Here is a 3,644-nt window from a genome sequence, read left to right as displayed (position 1 = left end):
TTGAGAATAGGCTTGAGCATGGTTAGGCTTAAGCTTAATCACTTGGGTAAAATCGGCTATCGCCTTCTGTTTTTCCCGAAATATTGAGTAGGCATCACCCCGTTGAGAATAGGCTTGAGCATGGTTAGGCTTAAGCTTAATCACTTGGGTAAAATCGGCTATCGCCTTCTGTTTTTCCCCTAAAGGTAAATATATAAAAGCACGGGTTTCGTAGGCTTTAGCATCTTTAGGATTAAGCTGAATTGCTTGGGTATAATCGGCGATAGCCTTCTCTTGTTCCTCTAACTTATCGTAGGTATTACCCCGACCAAAGTAGGCCTCGGCATAATTAGGATCAAGCTTAATAGCTTGCTCAAAATTAGCCAATGCACCGTGATCATCCCCCTGCTCTGAAAAAGCAACAGCTTGGCTGTAATAAGTATTAGCATCAGTCGGATGAGATTGATTACCTTTAGCCGTCTCAGGCTTTAAGAAAAATTGAAGAGGAATCCCCAATTTTCGCCCCGTATCAATCCCCTCTTGCTTATCTCCCTTACCATGAATACCAATCACCCGGCCCTCTTCATTCAGCACTGGCCCGCCACTCATCCCGCCACTGGTGTTATTATCATAAATCAAGGCATACCCTTCAAAAGGTTGGGGTACTCTGCCGATGATTTCTCCTTTCGGTCTGAGAACAGTTCTAGGTATGGCTTCAGTCGGAGCCGGAGCACCAGCCACATACACAACTTTACCAACCGTTGCTTTTTCTGAGTCTCCCCACTCTGCCAATTTATAAATTTTATTACTTTCAAACGTCACCACTGCTAAATCCACACCCTCGATAGGTACTGTCACCTGATTAGAGACTGGATACCGCTCTCCATCTGGCGTGAAAATCAGACAATTGCCAGTCTTATCAATCTTATCCTTAACAACGTGATGAGCAGTGAGGACAGAATAGGTATTGCCCTCCTTCTGGAAAATTACCCCCGATCCCGCAGTACAGCCATCAATCATCACAGTGATTTCTGTCGCTATTTTTCCCACCTGTTCAGAGGAGAGGGTAGAACCAAATATCGGAATTTGTGAGCAGCCGCCAACTACTAACCCAAGGGCAATAATGAGGGAGAATTTACGGATCATAATAATCAGCTTTAACTAATATTTTTCCTAACAATCGCTAAAGGCATTGGTGTCAAATTAACGTCAAACCTAGTCACAGACTGCTGTTTACTACCGAGGCCAGATCCCCCCTAACCCCCCTTAAGAAGGGGGGGACAAGAGCTTTCTCAAAGTCAACCCCTACTCCCCGACTATCCGGGGGATTTAGCCTCGGCTATAAACGAGAGATACAATATCAAAGTCCCCCTTTTTAAGGGGGATTTAGGGGGATCTGGCCTCGGCTATAAACGAGAGATACAATATCAAAGTCCCCCTTCTTAAGGGGGATTTAGGGGGATCTGGCCTCGGCTATAAACGAGAGATACCATCAAAGTCCCCCTTTTTAAGGGGGATTTAGGGGGATCTGGCCTCGTGCTATAGCACTTCTCAATTTTCGTGATAAAGGGCTAGCAATTACATGGCTCACACACAAGGCTTAAGAAACCGGGTTTTTTCACCGAGATTGAGGGTTTTTGGCAAGTATTTTGGCTTAAAAACCCGGTTTCTGGCCACCCATAAATAAGTCCTAAATTACCAATTACGAAAAATCCCAGCCTACCGCACTGTTGCTGCTCAAGGCTATATCCTTGCTCAACGCTTATCAAATGAGCGATTCACCAAAACTTCCAACGGGATAGACTGGGGAATGTCCTTGCTTTCAGCAACATTGCTGTTAGTTGCTTTCCCTTCAGCAAACCTCGTAATCGTTGTCAGAACTTGACTAGGGTTCTTGGCATTTTGCTCGTTAAGGGTAAACAGCATATTGCCAAGATTACAGCTTCTTGGCTGCTGGTTGACTAAGCAAACAACTGTAGAACCATTTTCTACCTTTCCAGCCGTCAAATCCAAGCCACCCAACCATCCCCCATTCTTAGCCACGATATTCGTTAACCTAGTAGAGACGATTTGGCAGCGTTTTTCCGGCGTGTACTCCGGACCAAATTCCGGGGTATTCCAGCTAATCAGAGGAGATGGGGAAACATCCTTACCCCTTTTGGCAACAGTCGCCCAGCCGCCGCCTTGCTCCACGCACTCAAAAGTAGTAGACTCCCCAGCAGCTTGACTCACTTTGTCCGGGCTAGAAGCTGTTGATGCCGAACACCCAGCCATCCCCAAGAGCAAAAGAACGAGTCCCCACTTTTGCGGAATTTGCCACTTTGTTTTTGTAGTCATACGCTTTGTAATCATACATTTACCTGTTCCCTAAAAATAAATTCCCATGCAGATTTTTATGGTAACGCTAACACTATGTTGCTGAGCATTTCGCTGAGCTTTATGTCAAAATAAAATCAACCTCATGATTGCACTATGATTATAGGACAAATTTTCGGCGGACACTACCGGGTTATTAATTTATTGGGGAAAGGAGGGTTTGGGGAGACCTATCTCGCCGAAGACATTCATCTGCCCGACTATCCCCAGCGAGTCCTGAAGCTCCTAAATCCTGACTCTAATGACCCTTTTGTGCTGCAAACGGCTCGGCGGCTGTTTGAAACTGAGTCAAAAGTGCTGTACAAATTAGGAACGAACGATCGCATTCCCGAACTTTTCAGCCACTTCGAGGAAAATGGAGATTTCTACCTCGTCCAAGAATTGATTGTAGGTCACGATCTCACACAAGAAATCACCCCCGGAAAGTGCCTGAGCGAACATGAGGTGCTGCACCTCTTGCACGACATTTTAGAAGTGCTGAGTTTTGTCCACCAGCAAGGAGTTATTCACCGCGATATCAAACCATCAAATTTAATGCGGCGGCAGTCAGATGGTAAAATTATGCTCATCGACTTTGGAGCCGTTAAACAAATTGGCACTCAGCTACAAAATACCCAAGCCTCAACAAATCCAACAATTCCCATCGGCACAGAGGGCTATATGCCTTCGGAACAAATGAACGGCCACCCCAAATTAGCCAGCGATATTTATGCAGTGGGAATGGTAGGCATTCAAGCTTTAACAGGGGTATCTCCTGAGCAGTTACCAAAAGACCAGAACACCCTCGAAGTAATTTGGAGAAATCGAGTATCAATCAACTCAAATTTAGCAACAGTGTTAGACAAAATGATCCGATATCGTTATCAGGATCGTTATCCGTCAGCCGAGGCAGCTTTACAAGATATTAAAGGAATTATTTCGGCTTCCCTCTCAAGTACGGTAGTTTCCCGTGCCCCAAAATTCAATTTTCTCAATTTTTTATCCAAGTTACCCCTGCCAGCGAAACTAGGAATGAGTGTAATCAGTTTAGGACTGGTAACGATAACTATCATGGCTGTTGCTGCTAACCAATTTTCTCCCTCACCACAGCCGACTGCTTCTCCTGAACCAACTGAAAAATGGAAGTGGTAATTGACCAGAAAAACGGCTAAATTAGTGACCGCTCAGCGGTAAGACGAACAGCATTTTAACAAGAAACGATTGCGGAATTAAGGTAGAAGTTCACGGGGTTAGCGTGGCAGAAGAGAAGGAGGAATCCGACCAGAACGGGCATTCAAGACAGATTCAGT

At 45.1% G+C, this 3,644-nt stretch carries 3 protein-coding genes; 1 reads left to right on the top strand and 2 read right to left on the bottom strand.

Going from position 1 to position 3,644, the window contains the following annotated elements:
• Together QUB70_RS31840 and QUB70_RS31835 are read right to left on the bottom strand one after the other, a co-directional pair.
• Positions 1-1,125, bottom strand: a 1,125-nt coding sequence (locus QUB70_RS31840; protein ID WP_332985786.1) for a tetratricopeptide repeat-containing S1 family peptidase, incomplete at its 3' end; no start/stop codon positions are given.
• 609 nt (positions 1,126-1,734) lie between these two features.
• Positions 1,735-2,316: a COP23 domain-containing protein gene (locus tag QUB70_RS31835; RefSeq protein WP_332985785.1), complete on the bottom strand. Its 582-nt coding sequence runs from the start codon at positions 2,314-2,316 to the stop codon at positions 1,735-1,737.
• A 135-nt stretch (positions 2,317-2,451) separates the two neighbouring features.
• Between QUB70_RS31835 and QUB70_RS31830 the strand changes: the two genes are divergently transcribed.
• Positions 2,452-3,486 (top strand): serine/threonine-protein kinase, encoded by a 1,035-nt coding sequence (locus QUB70_RS31830; protein ID WP_332985784.1) that lies wholly within the window; start codon positions 2,452-2,454, stop codon positions 3,484-3,486.
• The last annotated feature ends 158 nt before the right edge of the window (positions 3,487-3,644 follow it).

Source organism: Microcoleus sp. A003_D6 (genome assembly GCF_036702825.1).
Classification (GTDB): domain Bacteria; phylum Cyanobacteriota; class Cyanobacteriia; order Cyanobacteriales; family Microcoleaceae; genus Microcoleus.
The sequence above is the reverse complement of the archived record's forward strand: the minus strand, read 5'-3'. Positions and strand labels throughout refer to the sequence as shown.